Raw genomic sequence first — 25460 nt, 5'->3', positions numbered from 1 at the left:
TTTTTTCAGATCCTTTTTTTTCCAAAGTTTTTTATGCAATAATAGATTCGTTTTAGGGATTATTAATTCAAAAATGCCTTATTTTGCGGTTTTAAATTAACTAAAAAATTATGCAGTCTATTCAAGCTAATAACTATTTCGTGCATTTTAACCACAATGCTTACGAAGCTTTAAATAAACATCTAAGAGAAAATAAATACTCTAATATATTTATAATTGTAGACGATCAAACCAACGAGTATTGTCTTCCTAAACTTCTCCCTATTATTGAAACCGATTTGAATATCGAAATTATCGAGTTTGAAGCTGGTGAAGCCAATAAAAACATCGAAACTTGTATCGAAATCTGGAAAGTACTTACTGAACTTGGTGCTGACAGAAAATCGTTAGTCATAAATCTTGGAGGTGGTGTTGTTACTGACTTAGGAGGTTTTGCTGCTTCTACCTTTAAAAGAGGTGTCGATTTTATCAATATTCCAACTACCCTATTGTCTATGGTCGATGCTTCTGTAGGCGGAAAAACAGGAGTTGATCTTGGAAATCTTAAAAACCAGATTGGCGTAATTAACGTGCCGCAGATGGTGTTGGTTGATACTCAGTACCTAGAAACTTTACCACAAACTGAAATGCGTTCTGGTTTGGCAGAAATGCTAAAACATGGTTTGATTTACGATGCGCCATACTGGAGACAATTCTCTGATCTAAAATCTATTGTATTTGACGAATTAGACCAATTAATTTATCGTTCTGTTGAAATTAAAAATGAAATCGTGATTCAGGACCCAACAGAGAAAAATATTCGCAAAGCCTTAAATTTCGGGCATACTTTAGGACATGCCATAGAAGGATACTTTTTAGAAAGTGAAGAAAAAACTACTCTGCTTCACGGAGAAGCAATTGCTGCCGGGATGATTTTAGAAAGTTATATTTCATTGCAGAAAAATCTAATTACAGCAGAAGAGTACCGTGAAATAAAAACCATTATTAAAGGTATTTATGATGATATTGTTTTTGAAGAAAATGATATCGAACCTATTCTTGAATTGCTTATTCATGACAAAAAAAATGAATACGGTATGATTCAATTTGCATTAATTGAAGGAATCGGAAAGATAAAAATTAACCAATCTGTTGAAAATAAATTGATTCTGGAAGCGTTTGAAGATTATAAATCTTAATTTTTTTTTAATCAAAAGCATTGCTTTAGGTATATATTATTTTTTACATTTGCCTCGATGAAAACGAACAAAAAACAAAGACATTTCAATGCTTATAGAAACAGACTCAATAGTTCTTTACTAAGAATGTTGAACCGTTTTTACAATAGTAAAAGTCCGTTTTGTTTCGATGTTTTTCAATGCTCAAAAGCCGAACACGAAAAACTGCAGATTGTATTTGCCAATATTAGAGTTTGAATTTAAGATTTAGCACAGATTTTTACTAAATTTAAATAACAAATTAAAATATTGAAAACTAAATGAATACAAAATATTCTGATCTAATAAACCAAACATACTATTTTCCACAAGAAGAGTTTAAATTAAATAAAGACAATCTATTGTTCCACAACATCGATTTGATGAAACTGGTAGAACAATACGGCACACCTTTAAAATTTACTTACCTTCCTCAGATCTCTGAAAATATCAATAAAGCCAAAGCTTGGTTCAGAAAGTCAATGGAAAAAAACAAGTATGATGCAAAATATTACTATTGCTATTGTACAAAAAGCTCTCATTTTGAATATATTATGAATGAAGCTTTCAAGAATAACATTCACATCGAGACTTCATCTGCTTTTGATGTTAATATTGTAGAGAATTTACTTGAAAATGGTAAAATCAACAAAAGCACCTATGTAATCTGCAATGGTTTCAAAAGAGACGAATACATCAACAATATTGCGCGATTAATTAATAACGGACATAAAAATACTATTCCGATTATTGATAATTACGAAGAACTTGATTTGCTTCAGGCTGAAATTAAAGGAAAATTCAAAATCGGAATTAGAATTGCAGCCGAAGAAGAACCTAAATTTGAGTTTTATACTTCAAGACTTGGTATTGGTTACAAAAACATAGTTTCTTTCTATAAAAAACAAATTCAGGAAAATGAAAAACTAGAGCTTAAAATGCTTCACTTTTTCATCAATACCGGAATAAACGATACTTCATATTACTGGAACGAGCTTGTAAAATGTATTAAAGTATACATTGCATTAAAAAAAGAATGCCCTACGCTTGACGGATTGAATATTGGAGGCGGTTTCCCAATTAAAAACTCGCTTGCTTTTGAATATGATTATCAATATATGATTGATGAAATTATCAATCAGATTAAAATAGCTTGTGACGAAGCCGAAGTTGATGTTCCAAATATTTTTACGGAATTTGGTTCATTTACAGTTGGCGAAAGCGGTGGCGCAATCTATCAGATTTTGTATCAAAAACAACAAAATGATAGAGAAAAATGGAATATGATCGATTCGTCGTTCATTACTACTTTGCCTGATACATGGGCGATAAATAAACGTTTTATCATGCTGGCAATTAACCGCTGGAATGATACTTACGAGCGGGTTCTGTTAGGAGGATTGACTTGTGATAGTGACGATTATTACAACTCAGAACAAAACATGAACGCCATTTATCTGCCTAAATACAACAAAGAAAAGCCACTATATATTGGTTTCTTTAATACTGGTGCGTATCAAGAAACTATTGGCGGATACGGCGGTTTACACCACTGTTTGATTCCACAGCCAAAACATATTTTAATAGATCGTGATGAGAACGGAATTCTAGCAACTGAGGTTTTCTCAGAACAACAGACTTCTGATGATGTATTGAAAATTTTAGGCTACAAGAAAAAATTGTAAAAAAAAACTGCAAATTTAAAAGTTTCGTTACTATAAAATTATTAATTTGCATATACCCTAAAAGGTTCAAAACTTTTAATTCAAAAAATAAAAAAAAACAAAAAACAAAATGAAAGGACCAATCAGTCAGTTTATTCAAAAACATTATTTACACTTTAATTCTGCTTCACTTGTTGATGCGGCTAAGGGATATGAGCAGCAATTAGCAAATGGCGCTAAAATGCTTGTAAGTATGGCTGGGGCAATGAGTACAGCAGAAATAGGTAAAATTTTTGCGGAAGTAATTAGACAAGATAAAGTGCAGATTATTTCTTGTACTGGAGCCAATCTAGAAGAAGATATCATGAATTTAGTAGCTCACTCCCACTATGAAAGAGTTCCTAACTATCGTGATTTGACACCAGAAGACGAATGGGCTTTACTTGAAAGAGGATTAAATCGTGTTACAGACACTTGTATTCCTGAGCATGAAGCTTTTAGACGTTTACAAAAACATATCTATAAAATCTGGAAAGATGCTGATGATAATGGAGAACGTTATTTTCCACATGAATTCATGTACAAAATGTTATTATCAGGAGTACTTGAAGAATATTACGAAATTGATTTAAAAGACAGCTGGATGTATGCAGCAGCTGAAAAAAATCTTCCAATTATTGTTCCAGGATGGGAAGATAGTACTATGGGTAATATCTTTGCTTCTTACGTAATTAAAGGAGATTTGAAAGCTTCGACAATGAAATCAGGTATCGAATACATGACTTTCCTTGCTGACTGGTATACAAAAAACAGCGAAAACGGAATAGGATTCTTCCAAATTGGTGGAGGTATCGCTGGTGATTTCCCTATTTGCGTGGTACCAATGTTGTACCAAGATATGGAAATGCATGATGTGCCTTTCTGGAGCTATTTCTGCCAGATTTCAGATTCTACAACTAGTTACGGATCTTATTCTGGAGCCGTTCCTAACGAAAAAATTACCTGGGGTAAATTAGATATCGATACCCCTAAATTTATTATCGAATCGGATGCTACAATTGTTGCTCCGTTAATATTTGCATATTTATTAGATTTATAGGATATTTTTATGAAAAGAATTATAGTAGACTACGCCAAACTGACTAATGAAATTTTAAACCTTTTGGTTGAAAAATTTCCTGATGGTTATGACGATTCGGATGTTATCCGTTTTAGAAACGCTAAAAACGAATTAGTAGAAGCTGTTGAAGTTCGTACTGAAGACACTATTTATTTAGTAAAAATTAGTACCAAACTTGCTGACAGAATCGAAAATTACGATGAAGATGACGATATTGATCTTGATGTTGATACAATCGAACCAGTAAAAGGTATTGATCTTGATGATGACGCAGATGACGATGATGAAGATGATGACAGACAAGATAAACCAGAATTAGATGGTGAAGATGACGATGATGACGAGGATAAAGATGATATATCATCTGACGACGACGATGACGAAGATGATGAAGATTAATTGCAATCTTTATTCTTAAATAAATAAAAGGAACTCAGTCGAGTTCCTTTTTTTTGTGAACATTAGCTCTAAAAATTATTTTATAAAATATAGGAAAATTATTATAATTTAATATTTTTGATATTATCTTATAAATTCATTTACCCGCCTATGACTTCAGAAACTTTACGTGCCAAATTAAAGGAGAATTTTGGGTTTGAAAAATTCAGACCTAATCAAGAAACTATTATTTCTTCAATTTTATCCGGAAAAGATACATTAGCAATCATGCCAACCGGAGGCGGAAAATCAGTTTGTTTTCAACTGCCTGCTCTTGTACTTCATGGAATTACAATTGTCATTTCTCCATTGATCGCTTTAATGAAAGATCAGGTAGACAGTTTAAAAACAAATGGAATTTCTGCCTGTTACATCAATAGCAGTCAATCATCAGAAGAACAGCAGTATTACATTGATAATTTAAAATCAAATACATTTAAATTGGTGTATGTTGCTCCCGAAAGTTTATCGTATCTCGATAATATTTTCAGCGAACTCACAATCAGTTTGATTGCTGTTGATGAAGCGCATTGTATTTCATCTTGGGGACACGATTTTAGACCTGCTTATACTAATTTAGGATATTTAAAAAACCGCTTCCCTTCTACTCCAGTGCTGGCTTTAACGGCTACAGCAGACAAAGCAACACGTTCAGATATTGCCAAACAGCTTAATCTAAAAAATCCTAAAATAGTAGTCGCTTCATTTGACCGTAAAAATCTAAGTCTTGAAGTTCGTCCTGCATTAGATCGCGTAAAACAAATTATAGATTTTATTGAAGAAAGACCAAACGAATCTGGTATCATTTATTGTTTAAGCAGAAAAACGACAGAAGAACTTGCAGAAAAACTCACTAAAAATGGGATTTCAGCAAAAGCATATCATGCTGGTCTTAACAATGAGACACGCGCCAAGACTCAGGATGAATTTATAAATGATGATTGTCAAGTTGTTTGTGCTACGATCGCTTTTGGAATGGGAATCGACAAATCAAACGTACGCTGGGTAATTCATTATAATCTGCCCAAAAATATTGAAGGTTATTATCAAGAAATTGGCCGTGCCGGACGTGACGGACTACCAGCAGAAACTGTTCTATTTGAAAGTTATGCAGATGTAATTCAGCTTCAGAAATTTGCTTCAGATGGACTGAATGCCGATGTGCAGCTAGCAAAACTCGAAAGAATGAAACAATACGCCGATGCTTTAAGCTGTAGAAGAAAAATTCTATTGTCTTATTTTGGCGAATTAGTAACTGAAAATTGCGGCAACTGTGATATTTGTAAAAATCCGCCTGTATTTTTTGATGGAACGATTTTAGCACAAAAAGCGCTTTCAGCAATTGCTCGATTAAAAGAATCTGAACCTCTGCCCGTTATTGTTGATTTTTTAAGAGGTTCGAGAAACGCGTATATCTACGAAAAAAATTATCAAACGCTAAAAACGTATGGAATAGGCGCAGACATTTCATGGTACGACTGGAACCAATATCTAATTCAGTTAATAAATTTAGGATATTGCGAAATTGCTTTTCACCAACACAATAAAATTCTGCTTACGCCTTTTGCCAAAAAAGTTTTATTTGAGAATGAAAAAGTTAAGCTAACTACGGTTGTTAAGAAAGTAATTGATAAGAACGAAATCAAACAAGAAAAAGCAAAAGCAGCTAAAAATTCTCTGTTTGAAACACTTCGAAAATTACGTTACGAAATTGCGCAGGAAGAAGAAGTTCCGGCTTATGTGATTTTTAGTGATGCTTCGTTAAGACAGATGGAAATATTAAGACCTATGACTGACGAAGATTTTCTTGCTGTTGAAGGTGTTGGTAAAGCCAAACTGGAAAAATATGGCTCAGAATTCATCAATGCTATTGTAGAATTCCACAGAAATAAATCAGTTGCCAAAAAAGAGAAAAAAGACAGTACATACAAAAAAACACTCGAATTATTTGAAAGTGGTATTTCAATCGAAGAAATTGCCGAAAGAAGAAGTTTAGGTCAAAGTACTATAGTTTCACATTTAGCCAAACTATATGTTGATGGGCACGATTTAGATTTGAGCCAGTTTGTTTCTGAAAATGAAATTAAAGAAATTCAGAAAGCTCAGATCGAGCTTGAAAATCCAAATGCATTAAAGCCATATTTTGATTATTTTGAAGAAAAAATGTCTTACGATAAAATAAGGTTTGGACTGGCTTATATTGAGAAACAATATCAAATGACATAAAAAAATACGCCAAGGTAATTTTACAGAATCACTAATAAAAAAGTAGCTTTGACTTCGCTCAACCAAATATATTAATTGCTGAAAAACTATTGTCAGGCTAAGCAAAGTCGAAACCAAGTTCTTAAAAGCAAAAAGCTGTACTTTTTAAGGTACAGCTTTTTTGTTATATACATATTTTTATAAATATCTTTCTTTAAAAATTTTCTGGTGATGCTTTTGATGTCCAATTATAACAAATCCTAAAGCACGGGCAGAAATGGGATTGCCAGATGCAGTTCCTATTCTTTTAAGTTGTTCTTCAGATAAACATTTATAAAATAATAAATTTGAATGTCTTACGGCTGAAAGTTCAGTTAGTAAATCCTGAATGCTTCTACCATTAGAATTTGTATTATCTGCATAATCAGATTCTTCAAAACTAGGCAAAGGCGTTTTATCGTTTCTCGAAAAACGCAATGCACGATAGGCAAAAATACGCTCAGTATCGATCACATGCTGAATAATATCTTTGATTGTCCATTTCCCTTCAGCATAACGATAATCAAATTTATCCATGGGAATATCTTGAACAAATCGGATGAATTCATGAAGAGAAATCTCTAATTCTTCAAAAAGATTTCCATCTCCAGCTTCTTTGATGTAAGTACCAAAATGACCTGAATATTCATTTTCTAATAACTGACTTGCATTCATTTATTTAAAAATTAAGTTTAAAATTTGAGCTTAAGCTGAGTTTCTACTAGCATTTGTATTTCCAAACAATGATCTTGTTACGATTTTTTCGTATACTTTAATAAGTTCTTCGTTTGGTGAATTTTCTTTATTCAATTCGTTAATTCTTAAAAGAGCATATTGCTGTATGGTCAACAACGGCAATACGATACGTTCTCTTATCTGGATCGACGCTATACCATCAGGATAATTCTCCATTAGAGTTTTATGTCCAGCGATTTTCAACAGTAAACGCTTTGTTTCTGAAAATTCATCGTAAATAATCTGCCAGAATTCACCAAATTCAGGATCTTTACTCATATAAGCGGTTAATGGTAAAAATGATTTTGCCAAAGACATCATACTGTTTTCCAATAACGTTTTAAAGAATAATGAATTATGGTATAAATCACTAACTTTATCCCATTGTCCGGTTTCTTCAAAATGTTTTAAAGCAGAACCTACTCCAAAGAAACCAGGTACATTTTGTTTTAACTGACTCCAAGAACCCACGAATGGAATTGCTCTTAGATCAGCAAAATCAAGTCCTTCAGATTTACTTCTTTTTGATGGACGGCTTCCAATATTAGTTTTTGAATAATATTTCAACGTACTCATTTTTTCCAAGTAAGGAATAAATTTCGGATGATTTTTGAAACTTAAATATTTATCATATCCTAAATTAGCCAATTGAGTTAAAATTTCTGTTTCTTCTGCAGTCAGCTCGTTTTTCTCTTTGCTGAAAACCTTATTGGTAACACCGGCACTCAATAAGTTTTCGATATTATAACGACAAGAATCTAAAGTTCCAAAATTTGAACTAATAGTTTGTCCTTGAACAGTTATTTGAATTTCTTTATTTTCAATTTTTGGTCCTAAGGAAGCGTAGAATTTATGCGTTTTTCCTCCACCACGAGCAGGAGGTCCGCCGCGTCCGTCAAAGAAAATAGCTTTAATGCCGTATTTTCGTGAAATTTCCGTCAACGAAATTTTAGCCTGATAAATACTCCAGTTGGCCATTAAATAACCACCATCTTTTGTTCCGTCAGAAAAACCAAGCATAATGGTCTGCTCATTTCCTCTTGACTGTAAATGCTTAGAATACTCAGGATTAGTGTATAGCTGCTCCATGATTTGATGAGCATTTTGTAAATCATCAACCGATTCAAAAAGCGGAATAATATCTACAGAAGGCGTATCCCAATTGTTCAGACGAATCATCGCAAAAGTTTCCATTACATTCAGCGCACTTTCGTTGTTACTGATGATGTAACGGTTTGCTCCTTCTTCTCCATTATTTTTTTGGATGGTTTTAATCGCTTGAACAGATTCTAAAGTCGATCTTGTAATTTCATTTTCAAAATCAGCAGGATTTAGATTTCCTTTCACTTTAGATAAAACAACGATTTTTTCATCTTCAGTTAAATCATAATAATTTTTCGGAAATACATCAGAACCTGAATTCAAATAATAATTCACTACATCTTTAAATACAACATTGTGTATTTTACTATTCTGACGAATATCTAATGTAGCAAAATGGAATCCAAATAAATTGATTTTTACCAAAAGAGCTTCCAGTTCATCTAAATATAATGACTGATGTTTCTCTATGATAATGTCTCTAATTTTATTTAACTGCGTCAATAATTCCTCCAAAGTGATGAAAATTTCACCTTTAGAATAGAAAACAGAACGGTAAAGTTTATGTTCAAGATCAGACACCAAAGTATCTACATCTGAGAAAGTTAACTTCCTTTTCAGATTTCTCATTTCAACATAATAACACTTTAAAATAGAAGTTCTTAAGCGATCTGCTACTTTAAGTGTAATATCAGTTGTAACGAAAGGATTTCCGTCACGGTCACCTCCCGGCCAGAATCCTAATTTGATTAATTGGTTCTGGATAGCATTTCCTTCCAGAATATTTTTTTGCAGATAATGTACAATTTCTCCAGCCGTAGCATAAAATACGTTTTCTAAGAACCAGATCAAACTTACCGCTTCATCGTAAGGATTTGGTTTTTCTTTCTGAATGAAAGGTGTTTTTCCTAACTGCGCCAGTAATTGCTTAATCTGTAATAAATCGTTTTGGCGAATAGCTTCTGTCAAATCATTTATAATTCCCAATACTGGACCTGGGTAAAACTGAGTTGGGTGCGCTGTTAAGACTGTACGAACATTGAAGTTTTCAAGAAAATCAACCAATTCATCGTCTTTTTCTTTGGCATCTGATTTTTCTTTAATGTCACGCAAAGATCCGCGTCCTTCCATATTGTTTACTTCTGGAAAGGCAGCATCTTCAATCGCATCAAATAATACAATTTGACGTTCGATATATTGAATAAATCGAAACATTAAATCGATCTTTTCAGTTTCTGAAGCATTGTTAAGGAACTTATTAGAGAAAAAATCAAAAATTTCCTTTGGTGTTTCTTGTTTTTTAAATCCTGTTTCGCAAGTTTCTGTAAATAAAGGCAGTAAAACTCCTGTATTATCTATAGAATCGAAAGGTAAGGTAATAAACACACTATTGTAAATGTGATATTTAGAGAGAACGTCTCGATTAAAACGCTCAATTTTGGGCAGCGTGTACATAAATTCGTATTATAGTTGTGTGGTTGGTTAATTAGTCATAAAAAAACCCCAAGAAAAACTTGAGGTTATATTTTAATATAGCATTCAAGAGGAGTTTTTACATATTTTTGAAAATAGTATGCATCAAACGCTTCTTATCGTTAATACTTTCCTCTAATGAGATCATAGTTTCTGTTCTGTAAACACCATCGATATCATCAATCATGAAAATAACTTCTTTTGCGTGCTTAGTATCTTTTGCTCTAATTTTGCAAAAAATATTGAATTTACCTGTAGTAACCGACGCAACTGTTACGAACGGAATTTGATTGATTCGCTCTAATACAAATTTAGTTTGAGATGTATTATTAAGAAAAACCCCAACGTATGCAATAAATGAATATCCTAATTTATCGTAGTCTAAGGCTAATGAAGATCCCATTATTATACCGGCATCCTCCATCTTTTTTACTCTAACGTGTACTGTACCAGCAGAAATCAATAATTTTTTTGCAATGTCAGTAAACGGAACTCTCGTATTGTCTATTAACATGTCTAAAATCTGGTGATCTACTTCATCTAAACGAAATTTACTCATAATTCTTTAATTAATATTACTAATTGCTATTACAAAGTATAAAAATATATATAAAAAACAACAAATTCACACAAAAATTAACTTTTTATCAAGCCGTTAACAAATTTAATATTTTTATTTAAATAAAAATCTGCTTTTTGGTTCAATTTCGGAATATTAGAATAATCATCAGAATAAACAGCTCCCTGCCCGTCATATTCGTAATGACCAAAATAATTTTCCAATTCACCTGCTTCTACTATATAAGCATTAAAATGAATCTTATTTTCAATCAATTCTTCTTTGTATTGAGCGACAAAATTCGTAATAATTTCGATACCATCATAATTTATTTTGATATTTTTATACATAAAATCATAAAAAACCACTTTATTTTGTGAAATATTCAAATAATCAAAAATTCTATTGACAACTAAATCGTTTTCGTTTATGAGTTTAAAGCTTGAAATTAGTGAGAAAAATATGTATTTTCTTGTGATTTCCCTCTCGTAATCGTTTGGATAATGACCGGCTTCAAATAAGATAGTAGGCACTCCCAAAAACTGAAAAGTATCTCCTATACAGTTTATATTAAATGAATCATCAAATCGTCCCACTTGTCCTGGAATAAATTCCTGCAGTACATCGTTGATTCCTGCAATTAAATTGATAGCTTTCTGACGGTTTTCATTTACTTCTCTTTCTTCATTATAAGATGGTGCCAAAAAAGAAACAGTGGCCGGTTCTCCTGTATCACCAGCGCCAAAAATAGTACGCTGATCGTGCAGGTTGAAACAAAAATCAGGTTTAAAAGTTTCGAAAACTTCTCTTAAGACATTACTTTCAGGTTGTGTTAGGTTTTGAGAATCGCGGTTTAGATCTACTTTATTAGCATTTTCGCGTGTATAAAGCCTAGCACCATCTGGATTCAAGATTGGAATGCAATAAAAAGTAAATGCAGCAAGCATTTTTTCTGCAAAATCGGATTTATTATTTAGAACATTAATAAAATCAAAAAGTGCTTTGGTAGTGGTACTTTCATTTCCGTGCATTTGCGACCATAAATAAATACGAGTTTTTCCGGTACCAATTTGATAACTATATATAGGTTCGCCTAAAACCGATTTACCAATAATACTAACTTGATTGTCTGTATTTAATTTATCTAATAAAGGCTGAATGTGGTCTAAAGTTAAGTAACGTCCTCCGATGGACTGCTCTTTGTTTTGGCTGAATAATTCTTCTAAATTCATTGTGTTTTGATTAGTTTACAAAAGTAAACATCTTTATTTTTACAATTGTAAACATTTAAAAATCGAAGAAATTTAGAAATGTAAACACTCTTTAAGACTCATTTTAAACTTTTAAAAGAAAAACAGTTAACAATTGTTATCACTTTAAGTATTTAAAACTAAATATAACTATTTCAAATAGTTAACACTACTTAATTAAAGTAATTATTAGGTAGTTTATACAAGTTTTCATCGATTTACAACTGTAAAATTGCATTATCGAATCTTTTTAATTACATTTGTAAACAAGTCAAATGCCTAATATTATTTACAATGGTAAACATCGATGATTTTGTAAAAAGACTGGAAATTATACTCGATTATTATGGACTAAATGCTTCTTCTTTTGCTGATAAAATTGGCGTGCAAAGATCAAGTATGTCTCACCTGCTCTCTGGAAGAAATAAACCAAGTCTTGATTTTGTTATGAAAATAATGGAAGTTTTTCCGGATGTTGATTTATATTGGATTCTAAATGGTAAAGGGAATTTTCCTAAAACAGATGACATTAAAGAAACTGAAAAAGTTGTCTCTCCTATTTCTTCAAATGAAAATTTTGGAGACACCAATTTATTTTCTCAATTGGATTATGAAATTGAAAAGCCAGTTATTAAAAAAACCGACGAAGTAAAAAGAACCAATATTAGTTTTGAAGAAGACGAAATAGAAAAAATTGTAATTTTCTACAAAAACGGAACTTTTAAGGCATATGTACCATAAATTTAAAATTTCGCGTATTTGAAAATTTTTAAAAATTATTTTGGTTTAAGCGATTCTCACGGATTTGAAAAAATATCGAAAAAAATTAAACCACTAACCCATTCGCAGGTATTTTTCCTAAAACTCCTTTATAATGTTGTTTTAAAATTTCCCAATCGGCATTATAATTTCCTGTTGGATAAAATGGCTTTCCTAAGTTTACTTCTTTTTTGCCCCAATCAAAAGCAACTGGAACAATAGGAACATTCGCTTTAAGTGCGATATAATAAAAACCAGTTTTAATTTCTGTCACACCTTTTCTAGTTCCTTCGGGAGCAACAGCCAGTCTAAAAACTTCTTTTCGATCAAAAATCGCTGCTATAGAATCGACTTTATTTAATCCGCCGGTACGATCAAGTGGTTCTCCGCCTACATTTCTAAAATAATATCCAAACGGAAAACGAAACAATTCCTTCTTTCCTACCCAGTTCATCTGCAATCCGGAGATACCTCGAGTAAAAAGTCCAATATAAAAATCATGGTTGCTGGTATGCGGCATTACCATTAGGATACATTTTTTTACTTCAGCATTTTCCAATCCCACTATTTTCCAGCCCATTAGCTTATAAAAGATGAACTTGTATAATTGTTTCTTCATTAAAAATTAGAATTTGATGCAAAATAAACCATTTAAAATGGTATTTTTGAGTAAAAGCATTACAAAAATGATTCAGAAACTGTTAAGTTATCTTATACCTATAAAAATATTCAAAAAGAAATCAGCAAGAAGCAAAGTTATCGAAGTTACATGGACAAATGGTGAATTAGTTTTAGATACTGAAAATACAAATTATTCATACGGAAGCTTACAACGCATATTACGATACGGACTCAGAAATATTGGTTACGATAAAATTCTAGAGATGGAGCATATTCTGCTTTTGGGAGTTGCCGGCGGAAGTGTTGTCAAGACTTTGATCGATGAGATACACTATAAAGGTAAAATTACTGGAGTTGAAATAGATCCCGATATGATTCAGGTTGCCAATGAATATTTTAACTTAAACCAGATTGAACAGCTTGAAATTGTTATTGATGATGCTTTTGAATTTGTTTTAAAAACAAAGGATAAATATGATTTAATTATTATTGATATTTTTGAAGACATCAATATGCCGAATTTCTTGTTCGAGAATTTTTTTAGCGATCGTGTTTGCTTTCATTTAAAATCTGGTGGTTTTGTGTTGTTTAATACCATGATTTTGGATGAAGCGCACAATATTAGAAACCGAAAATACATATCCGAAATAAATCCTAAATTGTATACTTCAAAAATGCTTCCGCGAATTGAAGTACACAATGAATTAATAATTATTGAAAAAGTTGCTTAAACCTTACATTCTATGAAATCCCTTGTTTCTATTTTAAAAGCCTTACCACCTTCCCAAATTATTGACACTTCAATTGATCTTTCAAAATATATTCCGCTTGATTTATCTATTACCAATCACGAATTGGTAGAAAGCAAACCAGAAACTTCTGCAGAATTTGAGCGTTTTATTTTTAATTATATGGAAGTCAATAATGCTGAAGTAGCGTATGGCGGTTATATAGAGGGAAGAAATTTATATAAGAGAAGCACAATTTTTAAGAATGATTCGGTTCCAGAAAGAAATATTCATATTGGACTTGATTTATGGGCAAAAGAAGGAACTGCCGTTTTAAGTCCGCTTGACGGAAAAGTACACAGCTTTCAAAATAATGCCGGATTTGGCGATTACGGTCCGACCATAATTTTGGAACACGAAATTGAAAATGAAACTTTTTATACTTTATACGGACATTTATCGTTAGAAAGTATAGAAAACTTAACTGTTGGGACTACATTTAAAAAAGGCGAAAAAATTGCGTCTTTAGGAAATTCAGCCGTTAATGGAGATTACGCACCTCATGTCCATTTCCAAATCATAAAAAATTTACAGGATAAATGGGGTGATTACCCAGGTGTCTGCAATACAAACGATCTGAATTTTTATATAGAAAATTGTCCCAACCCTAACTTATTATTAAAAATAACTTAAATGATTATGAAGAAAGCGGGATTGATTATATGTTTGCTATTATTAATTGGATGTAAATCAAAAAACATCAGCAGAGATACAGATGATTTAAAAATTAAAAAAGTTTCCAATTCAGAAATTAATTCAGAGCAACAGCGAAAAGCCTACGAATTAGGAAAAAGAGTTTTAGAAACCTGTAATACCTCTAAATTTAAACCTTTTAATGAAACCGAAGTGACTCAGTCTGTTAGAGAAAATACAACTGAAGAACGATTGACTAAAACCTGTACGAGATTTAGACAATACTACGGAAGCTTTATAGATTTAAAATTAGACGGCGTTTACAAAACCAAACAAGAAGTCATTTACCGTTACCATGCTTTGTATACTAAAAAAGTAGCCAACAAAGAATTGAGAGTATTTGTAAATGAAGACAATTTAATATCTGCCATCAAATCAATGGACTGGGACGAAAAATTTGATTCAAAAATAACCGAACAATAAAATTACTTATGAATATAAAAATGCTTCTTTTAGTTGTGTTTATTTCTTTTTTTGCTAATGCTCAAGAAAAAATGAACGTTAAAGGTCAGTCATTCTCTGCCACACAGCCTTACACTTTCGTCTGCGAAAAATATGCGTATACTGGTGAAGCCGAGATCCAGATTGCCAAAACTGATAAAGGAGGTATTTTAAAAATAACTGTTGCCACTGCAAATGATCAAGTAAAAATTTTAGGTGGACTTTATGTAGACTTAGCCAACGCAGACGTAATTGCCTGCGTTGACAAAAATGTAAAAGAAAGTGCCGATGGCAAAACTTCAGCTTTTTACTATTTTACTCCTGCTGAATTTGCTAAACTTAAAAAAACAGATATTTATGCTGTTCGTTTTATTCTAAAAGGAGGTTCGGATACTTTCAGCAGTCAGACGGGTTATTTTACAGCGCACAACAAAAAGAACTATTTTTCAACGGTTTACGACCAGTCCAAAAAGAGTTTCGATACTGCTAAAGAAATTAGTGTTTTATAAATAAGTTAGTATATATTTAGTAAAATGAATACTGGACTTACAACTCCTTTTGGTAAAATTTATTTATATACAAATGGAATTGCTTTAAATTATTCTATCGAAAAGCTGGAGAACGAAGTTTTAGGTTTAAAAAATAAACCCATTTTTATTGTTGATGATAGATATAGAATAACAGTCTATATTGATGGTTCTCAAATTCCAATTTCTATTGAATGTAAATTCGATGACTCCACAATATTTAGTGAAAGCACAGTAGAATCTGGCGAAAGACTTGCACTTAAAAGTTGGTATAAAGATAATTTAAAAATTAGCATTGGTACTGAGGATGAAATAAAGGGGCTTTATGTAAAATATTTAAATACGGGATTACAAGTTGATATTACAGACAAAGAACTATTAGATAATATTGTTTTTGGAATTGCATGGCTTAAATTAAAAGATTTAAAAAAAGAAGATTCATATACTTGGTTTGCTGCTGATCCAAGCATCTCTTAAATTGAGGACAAAAAATAGAATGAATTATAAATAATTTAGTTTTAATGAATAGACTTTTTCATAAAATAAAACTTATATTTATAGCCTAATTACAAATTTACCATGAATCCTAACGAAGCTTTAATTACAAAGTTCTATACCGCCTTTGCTAATTCTGATGCCAAAACGATGGCAGAATGTTATCACCCAAAAATTCATTTTATCGATCCGGCATTTGGTCTTTTAAAAGAAGAACAAGTGAGCAAGATGTGGGAAATGCTTTTATTAAAGAGTAAAGGAAACATTAAAATTGAATTCTTTGATGTAAAAGCAGATGATTTTACAGGTTCTGCAAAGTGGGTGGCGACTTATAATTTTAGTAAAACCAATCGAAAAGTAATTAATAAAATCGGAGCCGAATTTGTATTTCAAGATGGCTTAATTATCAAACATACAGATAGCTTTGATGTGTGGAAATGGTCAAAACAAGCCTTTGGACCAATGGGATATTTACTGGGATGGACAGGATTTTTCCACAAAAAAATTCAAGAACAGGCATTACTTTCCCTTAAAAAATACCAAGAAGCAAAATAGATTTTTTCCAATAAAAAATAAACCCGACAAGATTTATATTTCTGTCGGGTTTTATTTTATTCTGACTTTCCTATGTGGTTTCAAGTTTAAGATTTAAACCAGCTTTCTACCAATTCATCTTCAAACGAACTTGCGTTTTTATGAATAAACTCGTTTGTATTTTTATTATAAGAATAATCCAAAGCCCAAGTTTGGTGATTTTCAGCTAATTCTTTAATGCTATTGCAGACATAAGCAATCTCTTCGTCTGTGGTTGTTGGATGAATCGACATTCTAATCCATCCCGGTTTTTTAATCAAATCACCAATTGTTATTTCGTTCACCAGTTTGTTAGACGTTTCCTGATCAACATGAAGTAAGTAGTGTCCGTATGTTCCCGCACAGCTGCATCCGCCTCTAGTTTGAATTCCGAAACGATCGTTTAAAATTTTAACTCCTAAATTAAAATGAAGATCATCAATAAAAAAAGAAACTACTCCTAACCTGTCTTTATGCTGTCCGGCTAAGATTTTAATATTTTCAACTGGCTCTAATTGACTAAAAACATAATCTACAATTTCGTGCTCGCGCTGTAAAATGTTTTCAATTCCCATTTCTTCTTTCAGTTCAATTGCCAAAGCCGTTTTTATTACCTGAAGAAATCCTGGAGTTCCACCATCTTCGCGATCTTCGATATTATCGATATATTTATGTTCTCCCCAAGGATTCGTCCAGCTTACAGTTCCACCGCCTGGACAATCAGGAATCATATTATTGTATAATTTTTTATTGAAAATTAAAACGCCAGATGTTCCAGGGCCTCCAAGAAATTTATGAGGAGAAAAGAAAATTGCATCTAAATACGCTTCAGGATCAGCAGGATGCATATCAATTTCAACATAAGGACCAGAGCAGGCGAAATCTACAAAACAAACTCCGTTATATTGATGCATTAATTTTGCTGCTTCATGAAATGGTGTTTTTATTCCCGTTACATTCGAGCATGAAGTAATTGAAGCAATTTTAATCGTTCTGTCACTGTATTTTTCTAATAAATCTTTTAGATTATCTAAGCAGAAAAGTCCTTTTTCGCATGACGGAATAATTTCAACATCGGCAATAGTTTCCAGCCATGAAGTCTGATTTGAGTGATGCTCCATGTGAGAAATGAAAACAATTGGCCTTTTTTCTGCTGGAACAGTAATAAAATCTTTTAAATTCTCAGGTATTTTTAAACCTAAGATACGTTGGAATTTATTAACCACACCTGTCATTCCCGTTCCATCAGTAATTAAAACATCATTATGACTAGCATTGGTATGGCGTTTAATAATATGTCTGGCATGATGATACGCTTTTGTCATGGCAGTACCTGACACCGTAGTTTCGGTATGAGTATTAGCTACAAAAGGTCCAAATTGGTTCAAAAGCTTCTCTTCTATTGGTCTGTAAAGCCTTCCGCTGGCAGTCCAATCCGTGTAAATAATCTTTTTTTTGCCAAATGGCGAAGTAAAATCTTGATTTATGCCAACAATATTTTGTCTGAAATCCTGAAAATAAGTTTCAAGACTGATGGTACTATTTTTGCTATTCATTAGTGTGCCTATGTTTGACTGCAAATATAATTGCTTTTTTGCAATATTGAGAATTTATCAATTATAAACTTCAAATCATAAATAAACTTTTAGTATCTTTAGTTAAAAGGTCTTTTTTTGGATAAATTATCATAATATCCTATCAAATTAATAGGTAATAAAAATTAAACAATACTGTATATATGGAAAATTTATCAACGGCCACTTTTGGTGGTGGATGTTTTTGGTGTATTGAAGCTGTAATCCAGCGTTTAGACGGAATTAAATCAATAAAATCTGGTTATTCAGATGGTTTTATAAAAAATCCAGCGTATCGCGAAGTCTGCACCGGCCGAACAGGACACGCAGAAGTAATTCAGGTAACTTTTGATCCTGACATAATTTCATATCATGACTTGATTTTTATTTTTATGACAAGCCACGATCCAACAACTTTAAATCGTCAAGGCGGCGACAGTGGAACTCAATACAGATCAATCGTGTTGTATCATGATGATGCGCAGAAAGAAATCGCAGAACAAGTATTTAAAGAAGTACAGCCTGCGTATATTGATCCGATTGTAACACAATTGAAACCCTTTGAAGTTTTTTATGAAGCTGAAGACTATCATCAAAACTATTACAATAACAATCAGGAAGCTGGTTATTGTCAGGTTGTGATTGATCCGAAAATTCAAAAACTTAAAAAAATGTATGCCGATCGATTGATTGGCTAATGTAAAGTTTACCACAGATTAAAAGGTTTAAAAATTTTGATAATTATTTATTCTGTGGTAAAAGAAAGAAACAAAAATGAAAAGTTTAAAAATACATAATCGTTTTACTGCTGAATTGCCTGCTGATCCTGAAACTATAAATGAAGTTCGTCAGGTAAAAAATACGCTGTTCTCGTATGTAAATCCAACAAAACCTTCTGATCCAAAGCTAATTCACGCATCAGAAGATGTAGCTGCAATGGTAGGGATTTCAAAAGAAGAAATCAATTCTGAAGAGTTTTTAAATGTTTTTTCTGGAAAAGAAATTCTTTCGGAAACACAACCTTATGCCATGTGTTACGCCGGACATCAATTTGGAAACTGGGCTGGACAATTAGGCGACGGACGCGCAATCAATTTAACGGAAGTTGAAAACAAAGGTCAGTTTTATACACTTCAGTTGAAAGGTGCCGGAAAAACTCCGTATTCCAGAACTGCCGATGGTTTGGCTGTTTTACGTTCTTCGATACGTGAATATTTATGTGCCGAAGCTATGTATCATTTGGGCGTTCCCACTACCCGATCGCTTTCGCTAATGCTTTCTGGAGATCAGGTTTTGCGTGATATTTTATATAATGGAAATCCAGCTTATGAAAAAGGTGCTGTGGTTTGTCGTGTTGCTCCTTCATTTATTCGTTTTGGAAGTTTTGAAATGCTGGCTGCTCGTAATGAACTTACAAATTTAAAGCAGTTTGTCGAGTTTACAATTAAGCATTATTTTCCTGAAATAACGGGAGAACCTAAAGAGCAATATCTACAGTTTTTTCAAAAAGTAGCTGATACTACTCGTAAAATGATTGTTGATTGGCAGCGAGTTGGTTTTGTCCATGGAGTAATGAATACTGATAATATGTCTATTCATGGAATCACAATTGATTACGGGCCATACGGATGGCTGGAAGATTTTGATCCGACTTGGACTCCGAATACAACTGACAGCCAATATAGAAGATATCGATATGGAAATCAGCCTCAAATTGCACAATGGAATTTGTATCAATTAGCCAATGCGCTTTATCCATTAATAAACGAAGCAGCACCGTTAGAAAAGATATTAGAATCTTTTATGACAGATTTTAGTGCTGACTATAAAGAAATGTTTTTAAGTAAATTAGGTTTGTTTACTTCAACTGAAACTGACAATCAGTTAATTGATGATTTAGAAATTAATCTGCAACTGACAGAAACTGATATGACAATCTTTTTTAGAAATTTAAGCTTGGTTGAAAAATCAGATTTTGCTCCAGAAGCAATTGAAAAAATCAAATATGCGTTTTATAAACCAGAAGAATTTACAGGTGAAGTTTCTGAAAAATGGACCAAATGGTTTTCTGAATATTTAGAAAGACTAAAAGCTGAAGAATTATCCGATGATGAGCGTTCACAAAAAATGAACCGAATCAATCCCAAATATGTACTTCGAAATTATATGGCGCAATTGGCCATCGATGCCGCCGATAAAGAAGATTATTCATTGATTGATGAATTTTACAAACTTTTACAGAATCCATACGACGAACAACCGGAATACGAAAAATGGTTTGCCAAACGACCAGATTGGGCAAGATCTAAAGTAGGCTGTTCCATGCTTTCTTGTAGTTCTTAATTTTTTATTTGCCACGAATTTCATGAATTAATCTTTTGTTAGTTCGAGCGTAGTCGAGAACGCTATAACACCTCGACTCCGCTCGATGTGACAAAAAAATTTGAAATTCGTGGTTAAAATTATTTTGAAGTAATATAATCCACAATCATATTGGCATGGATTCTTGAGTTTTCAATAAACCATTTATGTGTCTGCATTCCACCGCAAACCACACCTGCCAAGAATAAACCTTCGACATTCGTTTCCATAGTTTCAGGATTATATACCGGAATTTTTAGCTCATCATCAGAAAGCTGAATTCCCATTTTTTCCAAGAAATTCAAATCTGGTTTGTAGCCTGTTAAGGCCAGAACAAAATCATTTTCAATTGTAACTTTTCCTTCTGGCGTTTCAATCTCCACTTCGTTTTCTCTTATTTCTGTAATGTTGGATTGAAAATACGCTTTAATACTTCCTTCGGCAATTCGGTTTTCAACATCGGGTTTTACCCAATATTTCACTCTATTGTTGATCTCGTTTTTACGAATCACCATAGTTACGTTTGCTCCTTTTCGCCAGCATTCCAAGGCTGCATCAACAGATGAATTATTGGCTCCAACAACCAAAATATTTCTAAAAGCATATTCATGAGCTTCCTTATAGTAATGACGCACTTTTGAAAGCTCTTCTCCTTTTACATTCATTGTAATCGGAATGTCATAAAAACCAGTTGCTATAACCACATTTTTAGCTTTGTTTGAATTTTTATTGGTTGTAACTTCAAAAACTGAAGTTTGATTTTTCTTAATTTCTGTTACTTTTTCAAATAAATGAATTTTGAAATTAAAATAACGGTGTATGTTTCGATAGTATTCTAAAGCTTCTTGTCGGCCTGGTTTTGGTGCTAGACAATTGAATGGAATATCTCCAATTTCAAGTCTTTCAGCAGTAGAAAAAAAGGTCATATACAGTGGGTAATTGAAAATACTATTTACCAGCGCGCCTTTTTCTATAATTAAGTAATGTAAATTTTTCTTTTGTGCTTCTATTGCGCAAGCAAGTCCAATAGGGCCGCCTCCTACAATAATTAAATCATATTGATCTGTCATAAGTTATTCTTTTGCCCAATTTTTAAAAGGATTTTTACTTAAATAGGCATTGTAGTATCTTTCGTCATTGGTAACTTCTTCGCCCAGCCATTGTGGTTTATCAAAGTCTTCTGTTTCAGATTGAAGTTCGATTTCGGCCATAATTAAACCTTCGTTTTCGCCGTAGAATTCATCCACTTCAAAAATGTGGTTACCCGATTTAATTTCGTATCGGGTTTTCTCAATTTTTCCTTTTTCACAGAGTTTAAGCAATTCGACAGCTTCGTCAATTGGAATTTGATTTTCCCATTCAAAACGTGACATACCGCCCTGATGTCCAATACCTTTTATAGTTAAAAACGCTTTTTCTCCTTTGATTCTAACACGAACTGTTCTTTCCGGAATTGAACTCAAATATCCTTGTGCAATTTTATTTTTTGCAAAAGCTTGTTCTTTAAAATCATCTGATTTTATAAGAAACTTTCTTTCTATTTCGAGCATTTTGGGTCTAAATTAATTTTACTGCAAGTTACTTAATTTAATTAAGTCAAAGAGTCAAAAAATCAAATTTGATGCCTCTTAAAATTCTTAATTTTGAGATAGTATCTTATAAATTTAAAACCAATTTACCTGATTATTAACATATTAAAATTTTTATTTTGAGTAAATTTGATAGAACCATAGAATCAAAAGCCATGTCTAAAAAAGCACTTTATCTAATTGGTATTGTTCTTAGTATTGTTTTAGGCACTATTTTATATCTGAAATTCTGCTGTAATTGTGATACTGAAATCCCTTGAAGTGAAAAATAAAAGAACAGTACTTACATACATAACTAAAATATTGTATCATGAATTTACCCTGTATTTTAATACCAATTTTAGCGGGTTTATTTTGCGGAATCCTAGGTTATTTACTAGGAAAACTGAACTCAAAAAATGATGATGCACTTGTAGCATCTCTTCAGGCAGATTTAGATGCCTCTAAAGCACATACAAAAAGCTTAACGAAAAAAATAGATACTTTGGAAGCAGATTTACTTTCAAAACGAAAAACAAAAGCTCCAAAAGTAATTATTGCCGAAGTTCCACCACCATTTGATGCTATAACAGCTTCGAATGTTTTAGGAAAAAATATAAAGGAAAATGATTTGAAAATTGTTGAAGGAATAGGTCCTAAAATTGAAAGTTTATTTCATGAAGCTGGAATTCTAACTTGGCGCGATCTTTCTGAAGCGTCTACAGAAAAATTACAATCTATTTTGGATGCAGGTGGCGAAAATTACGCGATTCACAACCCAAGTACTTGGGCAAAACAATCTTTATTTGCTTACGAAGGCAGATGGCAGGAATTGAAAGACTGGCATGAAAGTCTACTTGGCGGTAAAGAATAAAATAGAAATTAGAAAAGCTGTTTGAATGCCTTCTTTTCTTAACTAAAAAAACTCGAATCCCAATTTTCAGTTTTATCATACCACAATTGTCCTCTTGAAACTTTTAACGGACAATCAAAATTGTTTGTATACAATGCACCTGTTCCCAATCCTTGCGGCATATCTGAATTTAAGGTAAAAGTCCATTGTGCGATAGCATTTAAACCAATATTACTTTCTAATGCCGATGTAATCCACCAGCCAATGTTGTATTTTTCAGCCAGAGAAATCCATTCTTTTGTTCCTTTTAAACCTCCCACAAAACTTGGTTTTAAAATGATGTATTGTGGTTTTATTTTTTGAAGTAATGCTTCTTTAGCTTGAAACGAAAAAACACCAATTAATTCTTCATCCAATGCAATTGGGAAAGGCGTCTGCTGGCATAAATCTGCCATCGCTTGTAAATTTCCTTTTTTAATTGGCTGTTCAATACTATGCAATTGAAATACATTTAACTGATTCAATTTATCTAAAGCTTCGCTTATAGGGAAAGCGCCATTTGCATCTACTCTAATTTCAATTTGTTCTGCAGAAAAATGACTTCTTATAAATTGTAATAATTCTAATTCTTTATCAAAATCGATAGCGCCAATTTTGAGTTTAATACATTTAAAACCATCCCTTAATTTGGCTTCGATCTGCTGTTTCATGTATGACGCTTCTCCCATCCAAACCAAACCATTTATATCAATTGATTTTGTCATATTGGTAAATTCTGAAGGAAATAACAAATAAGGAGTTTCACTTTTCAAGGATAAAAAAGCCATTTCTACACCAAACTGAATGGAAGGAAATTCTAATAAAGCATTCCATAAAGCTACTTCTCCCAAATGAATATTATCACAGGTCCATTTTAGTTTTTCTTCATAATCATCTCGGTCATCAGCACTTAAACCTCGTAAAATACCGCACTCTCCTATTCCTTTTTTACCGTTTTTTTCCAAAACAATAAACCAGGTTTCTTTTTGGGTCATAATTCCTCTCGAAGTACCAGACGGAACTTTGAATTCGAGCATGTATTTGTAATAACTGGCTTTCATTTTTAAGTTGCTAAGTTATAAGAGACTAAGCTTAATGGTATAATTTTAATATTTTTTCGAAATCTTTTGATGGCAGACCAGCTTTTTCGAAAACAGCAAAATCTTGTTTTGTTTTTTCTTTCCAGCTTACATTATCAGTTACGTTTTGATCCTGATACTTTTTGTAAATGGCTTTGGCATCACTATAATTATTGCTTACTAAATAAACATGCGCTAGATTTAGTTTTACCAATAATTCAGTATCGTCCAATTTTTCGCCTTCTTGCAGAAATTTCAAAGCTTTCGCATATTGTTTGGTTAGAATATAAGAGTATCCAATTGTACTGTAATCTAATGCTGTTGCTTTTCCGTCATTTATTATCGTGCTTATTTTTTGAATGGCTTCGTTGTATTTCTGCTGTTTGATTAATGTTGCAGCTTGATTTCGTAAATCATTATAAATGTTTTTAGAAATGTCGGCATCATTATAACAGGCATTTCCAAAATCTTTATATACTTTCGTTTTTTCTACGGCTAACAATTTCTGAAATTCGCCATAACGATATTGCTTCATGATTTTATCAAGAATACAAACGCAAAAATCATCTGAATTGGCCATTTTCTGTGCCATTGTCGACGTTTTGCACAAACTGATGATTTCGTTTTTGTTACCCTGATTCCAGCCTCTGTTTAGTTTTGTATCTACCCAAGGCACAACTTCCAGAACGATTTTCTGACTTAAAAACCAGTTTTTGCTTTCAAAACCAAACCATATAGAAGTTGTGTTTTGTTTTAAACACGAATTTTTATCGAGTGAAATTCTTTTAGCGTCTTTACTTACTGGTTCTGACTGCGAAAAACAGGCTGAATCTACTTTTCCGTCTGTTTTATATTTTTTTGCATTGGCATCTGAAGTAAATAATGAATATGTGCATTGATCGTCACCAGAAATTTTAGACATTAAAAACACGGCTCCGGCAGATCCTTGACCAATTCCGTATGGATCTGGAATTGCTTTTAAAAGCGAAACCAAACTATTTGCCATTTGCTGGTTTTTATCTAAAAGTGTGATTCTGTAGACAATTTCGGTAGTTCCAACGGGAAGATCTTCGGTTTTAATGATAGTTCTTTCGCCAGCAGAAACCATGATTTCTTTGGTTGTGGCACGTTCTTTATCCCAATAACCGTCTTTCTGAGCGAAAGTACTTCCGGTTGAAGCCAGTAAAAGGATTAGAAATATTCTTTTGAAATTCATATTCTGAACGATATGAGATTTGAATAATGTAGTAAAAATAATTTGTGATGAAAACCAGTGCCCTAGCCCCGATAGAAGCGATATCCTTTTGTG

General features: G+C 32.5%; 26 protein-coding genes. 16 read left to right on the top strand and 10 right to left on the bottom strand.

Annotation, left to right across the window (positions count from 1 at the left end):
- The first annotated feature begins 110 nt into the window (after positions 1-110).
- From aroB to recQ, 6 genes are all read left to right on the top strand, one after another.
- Complete coding sequence (aroB, locus tag J0383_RS22775; protein ID WP_207296243.1) at positions 111-1178, top strand: 3-dehydroquinate synthase; 1068 nt, start codon at positions 111-113, stop codon at positions 1176-1178.
- A 57-nt stretch (positions 1179-1235) separates the two neighbouring features.
- A complete protein-coding gene (locus J0383_RS22770) occupies positions 1236-1415 on the top strand; it encodes a hypothetical protein (RefSeq protein WP_207296242.1) in 180 nt (59 codons plus the stop codon).
- A 62-nt stretch (positions 1416-1477) separates the two neighbouring features.
- On the top strand, positions 1478-2881 hold the full coding sequence (locus J0383_RS22765; RefSeq protein ID WP_207296241.1) for a type III PLP-dependent enzyme domain-containing protein: 1404 nt from the start codon (positions 1478-1480) through the stop codon (positions 2879-2881).
- A 109-nt stretch (positions 2882-2990) separates the two neighbouring features.
- The gene (locus J0383_RS22760) at positions 2991-3959 is read left to right on the top strand and encodes a deoxyhypusine synthase family protein (protein ID WP_207296240.1); all 969 of its coding nucleotides are present in this window, start codon (positions 2991-2993) and stop codon (positions 3957-3959) included.
- Between the two features lie 9 nt (positions 3960-3968).
- Complete coding sequence (locus J0383_RS22755; RefSeq protein WP_207296239.1) at positions 3969-4379, top strand: DNA primase; 411 nt, start codon at positions 3969-3971, stop codon at positions 4377-4379.
- Between the two features lie 150 nt (positions 4380-4529).
- Entirely contained in the window at positions 4530-6644 is a 2115-nt protein-coding gene (recQ, locus tag J0383_RS22750; protein WP_207296238.1) for a DNA helicase RecQ, read from the top strand.
- 177 nt (positions 6645-6821) lie between these two features.
- Here recQ and J0383_RS22745 read toward each other — a convergent pair whose 3' ends face one another.
- The 4 genes from J0383_RS22745 to J0383_RS22730 all read right to left on the bottom strand — a co-directional run bounded on the left by J0383_RS22745 (position 6822) and on the right by J0383_RS22730 (position 11762).
- Positions 6822-7337 carry a DinB family protein gene (locus J0383_RS22745; RefSeq protein WP_207296237.1) on the bottom strand — a complete coding sequence of 172 codons (516 nt, stop codon included), beginning with the start codon at positions 7335-7337 and terminating at the stop codon, positions 6822-6824.
- Positions 7338-7367: 30 nt separating this feature from the next.
- Positions 7368-9953, bottom strand: coding sequence for a phosphoenolpyruvate carboxylase (locus J0383_RS22740; RefSeq protein WP_207296236.1), 2586 nt, complete (start codon positions 9951-9953; stop codon positions 7368-7370).
- Between the two features lie 97 nt (positions 9954-10050).
- On the bottom strand, positions 10051-10530 hold the full coding sequence (locus tag J0383_RS22735) for an Lrp/AsnC family transcriptional regulator (RefSeq protein ID WP_008468989.1): 480 nt from the start codon (positions 10528-10530) through the stop codon (positions 10051-10053).
- A gap of 77 nt (positions 10531-10607) precedes the next feature.
- Positions 10608-11762, bottom strand: coding sequence for a M14 family metallopeptidase (locus J0383_RS22730; RefSeq protein WP_207296235.1), 1155 nt, complete (start codon positions 11760-11762; stop codon positions 10608-10610).
- Positions 11763-12074: 312 nt separating this feature from the next.
- Here J0383_RS22730 and J0383_RS22725 point away from each other — a divergent pair, with 312 nt between their 5' ends.
- Positions 12075-12521, top strand: coding sequence for a helix-turn-helix domain-containing protein (locus J0383_RS22725; protein WP_207296234.1), 447 nt, complete (start codon positions 12075-12077; stop codon positions 12519-12521).
- An 85-nt stretch (positions 12522-12606) separates the two neighbouring features.
- Here the strand turns inward: J0383_RS22725 and J0383_RS22720 are convergent, their stop codons facing one another.
- Positions 12607-13158 (bottom strand): 1-acyl-sn-glycerol-3-phosphate acyltransferase, encoded by a 552-nt coding sequence (locus J0383_RS22720; protein ID WP_207296233.1) that lies wholly within the window; start codon positions 13156-13158, stop codon positions 12607-12609.
- Positions 13159-13225: 67 nt separating this feature from the next.
- Between J0383_RS22720 and J0383_RS22715 the strand changes: the two genes are divergently transcribed.
- The 6 genes from J0383_RS22715 (at position 13226) to J0383_RS22690 (ending at position 16659) form a co-directional block, all read left to right on the top strand.
- Positions 13226-13891: a spermidine synthase gene (locus J0383_RS22715; protein WP_207296232.1), complete on the top strand. Its 666-nt coding sequence runs from the start codon at positions 13226-13228 to the stop codon at positions 13889-13891.
- 12 nt (positions 13892-13903) lie between these two features.
- Positions 13904-14581 carry a peptidoglycan DD-metalloendopeptidase family protein gene (locus tag J0383_RS22710; protein WP_207296231.1) on the top strand — a complete coding sequence of 226 codons (678 nt, stop codon included), beginning with the start codon at positions 13904-13906 and terminating at the stop codon, positions 14579-14581.
- A gap of 6 nt (positions 14582-14587) precedes the next feature.
- Positions 14588-15064 (top strand): hypothetical protein, encoded by a 477-nt coding sequence (locus J0383_RS22705; RefSeq protein WP_207298751.1) that lies wholly within the window; start codon positions 14588-14590, stop codon positions 15062-15064.
- An 8-nt stretch (positions 15065-15072) separates the two neighbouring features.
- The gene (locus J0383_RS22700) at positions 15073-15591 is read left to right on the top strand and encodes a hypothetical protein (protein WP_207296230.1); all 519 of its coding nucleotides are present in this window, start codon (positions 15073-15075) and stop codon (positions 15589-15591) included.
- A gap of 24 nt (positions 15592-15615) precedes the next feature.
- The gene (locus J0383_RS22695) at positions 15616-16086 is read left to right on the top strand and encodes a hypothetical protein (RefSeq protein ID WP_207296229.1); all 471 of its coding nucleotides are present in this window, start codon (positions 15616-15618) and stop codon (positions 16084-16086) included.
- Between the two features lie 102 nt (positions 16087-16188).
- On the top strand, positions 16189-16659 hold the full coding sequence (locus tag J0383_RS22690) for a nuclear transport factor 2 family protein (RefSeq protein WP_207296228.1): 471 nt from the start codon (positions 16189-16191) through the stop codon (positions 16657-16659).
- Positions 16660-16745: 86 nt separating this feature from the next.
- Here J0383_RS22690 and J0383_RS22685 read toward each other — a convergent pair whose 3' ends face one another.
- Positions 16746-18233, bottom strand: a complete 1488-nt coding sequence (locus J0383_RS22685) for an aminotransferase class V-fold PLP-dependent enzyme (RefSeq protein ID WP_207296227.1) — start codon at positions 18231-18233, stop codon at positions 16746-16748.
- Between the two features lie 182 nt (positions 18234-18415).
- Between J0383_RS22685 and msrA the strand changes: the two genes are divergently transcribed.
- Entirely contained in the window at positions 18416-18949 is a 534-nt protein-coding gene (gene msrA, locus J0383_RS22680) for a peptide-methionine (S)-S-oxide reductase MsrA (protein WP_207296226.1), read from the top strand.
- Between the two features lie 76 nt (positions 18950-19025).
- A complete protein-coding gene (locus tag J0383_RS22675) occupies positions 19026-20594 on the top strand; it encodes a protein adenylyltransferase SelO (protein WP_207296225.1) in 1569 nt (522 codons plus the stop codon).
- Positions 20595-20713: 119 nt separating this feature from the next.
- Here J0383_RS22675 and J0383_RS22670 read toward each other — a convergent pair whose 3' ends face one another.
- Both J0383_RS22670 and J0383_RS22665 read right to left on the bottom strand, forming a co-directional pair.
- Entirely contained in the window at positions 20714-21682 is a 969-nt protein-coding gene (locus J0383_RS22670) for a YpdA family putative bacillithiol disulfide reductase (RefSeq protein WP_207296224.1), read from the bottom strand.
- A gap of 3 nt (positions 21683-21685) precedes the next feature.
- On the bottom strand, positions 21686-22162 hold the full coding sequence (locus tag J0383_RS22665) for a CYTH domain-containing protein (protein WP_207296223.1): 477 nt from the start codon (positions 22160-22162) through the stop codon (positions 21686-21688).
- 349 nt (positions 22163-22511) lie between these two features.
- Between J0383_RS22665 and J0383_RS22660 the strand changes: the two genes are divergently transcribed.
- The gene (locus tag J0383_RS22660) at positions 22512-23054 is read left to right on the top strand and encodes a hypothetical protein (RefSeq protein ID WP_207296222.1); all 543 of its coding nucleotides are present in this window, start codon (positions 22512-22514) and stop codon (positions 23052-23054) included.
- Positions 23055-23092: 38 nt separating this feature from the next.
- Here J0383_RS22660 and J0383_RS22655 read toward each other — a convergent pair whose 3' ends face one another.
- Complete coding sequence (locus J0383_RS22655) at positions 23093-24133, bottom strand: o-succinylbenzoate synthase (protein WP_207296221.1); 1041 nt, start codon at positions 24131-24133, stop codon at positions 23093-23095.
- Between the two features lie 31 nt (positions 24134-24164).
- Positions 24165-25367, bottom strand: coding sequence for a tetratricopeptide repeat protein (locus J0383_RS22650; RefSeq protein ID WP_207296220.1), 1203 nt, complete (start codon positions 25365-25367; stop codon positions 24165-24167).
- Between the last annotated feature and the right edge of the window lie 93 nt (positions 25368-25460).

The sequence above is a fragment of the Flavobacterium endoglycinae genome (assembly GCF_017352115.1).
In the GTDB taxonomy this organism is placed as follows: domain Bacteria; phylum Bacteroidota; class Bacteroidia; order Flavobacteriales; family Flavobacteriaceae; genus Flavobacterium; species Flavobacterium endoglycinae.
Note: the sequence above shows the minus strand (reverse complement) of the source record. Positions and strands in the feature narration are given on the sequence as shown.